The 1,670-nt window shown below is 59.6% G+C and carries 1 protein-coding gene; it reads left to right on the forward strand.

Features of this window, described 5'->3' with window-relative positions:
• Positions 1-165 precede the first annotated feature (165 nt).
• Positions 166-1,670 (forward strand): glycerol-3-phosphate dehydrogenase (gene glpD / locus ACRESD_RS23140; protein ID WP_431753032.1); only part of this gene is annotated, 1,505 nt, incomplete at its 3' end.

Below are 1,670 nucleotides of genomic sequence, written 5' to 3' on the forward strand. Positions count from 1 at the left end.
AAAGGCCCTGCTGCCTACACCATGTTCACAAATTTTCCTTTCTCGCCCCTTCGATGAGTTTTTTCAATCGAAGTTGGGTGGCTGCGCGTGCGTTTATCAGCTACCATTTTCGCAAATGAACATTAATGTTCGAATTCCAAGACGAAAAGATTGCGAGGCCAGCCGATGAACCCTTCCACCTTGCCTGCTCCACCGCTTGCCGAAGTCTATGACGTTGCCGTAATTGGTGGCGGGATCAATGGCGTTGGCATTGCAGCAGACGCAGCCGGGCGTGGTTTGTCGGTATTTCTTTGCGAAAAGGACGACCTGGCCAGCCACACGTCTTCTGCCAGCAGCAAGCTGATCCACGGCGGCCTGCGCTATTTGGAACATTACGAATTCCGCCTGGTGCGCGAAGCCCTGGCCGAACGCGAAGTGCTGTTGGCCAAAGCCCCGCACATCGTCAAGCAGATGCGTTTCGTATTGCCGCACCGCCCGCACCTGCGCCCGGCGTGGATGATTCGCGCCGGTCTGTTCCTGTACGACCACCTGGGCAAGCGCGAGAAGCTCGCGGGCTCCAAAAGCCTCAAGTTCGGCCCTGACAGCCCGCTGAAAAGCGAAATCACCAAAGGTTTCGAGTATTCCGACTGCTGGGTCGATGACGCCCGCCTCGTCGTACTCAATGCCATGGCCGCCCGGGAGAAAGGCGCGCACATCCACACGCAAACCCGCTGCGTCAGCGCACACCGCAGCAACGGCATGTGGGAAATGAACATGGAGCGCGCCGATGGCAGCCTGTTCTCGATCCGCGCCCGTGCCCTGGTGAATGCCGCCGGCCCGTGGGTCGCCAAGTTCATCAAGGACGACCTCAAGCTCGATTCGCCTTATGGCATCCGCCTGATCCAGGGCAGTCACCTGATCGTGCCGAGACTGTACGAAGGTGCCCACGCACACATCCTGCAGAACGAAGACCAGCGCATTGTCTTCACCATTCCGTACCTGAATCACCTGACCATCATCGGCACCACCGACCGTGAATACACCGGCGACCCGGCTGCCGTTGCGATCACTGAAGGTGAAACCGACTACATGCTCAAAGTGGTCAACGCTCACTTCAAGAAGCAGTTGAGCCGCGACGACATCGTCCACACCTATTCCGGTGTACGCCCGCTGTGCAACGACGAATCGGATAACCCATCGGCCATTACCCGTGACTACACCCTGGCGCTGTCTGGCGGTAACGGTGAAGCGCCAATCCTGTCGGTGTTCGGCGGCAAGCTGACCACCTACCGCAAGCTGGCTGAATCGGCGATGGCGCAACTGGCACCGTTCTTCACCCAGATGCGCCCAAGCTGGACTGCCACGGCCAGCCTGCCCGGCGGCGAAAACATGACCACGCCGCAAGCCCTGGCCGACGCCATTCGCAGCAAATACGACTGGGTGCCAAGTGAAATCGCCCAACGCTGGGCCACCACTTACGGCAGCCGCACCTGGCGCCTGCTGGAAGGCGTGCAATCGCTGGCTGATCTGGGCGATCACCTGGGGGGTGGCCTGTACACTCGCGAAGTCGATTACCTGTGCGCCGAAGAATGGGCGACACAACCGCAGGATGTACTGTGGCGCCGCACCAAGCTGGGCCTGTTCACTACGCCACAAGAACAGGAGAACGTGCAGCGTTACCTGTCCAAGGT

The sequence above is a fragment of the Pseudomonas sp. genome, from assembly GCF_050739995.1.
Taxonomy (GTDB): domain Bacteria; phylum Pseudomonadota; class Gammaproteobacteria; order Pseudomonadales; family Pseudomonadaceae; genus Aquipseudomonas.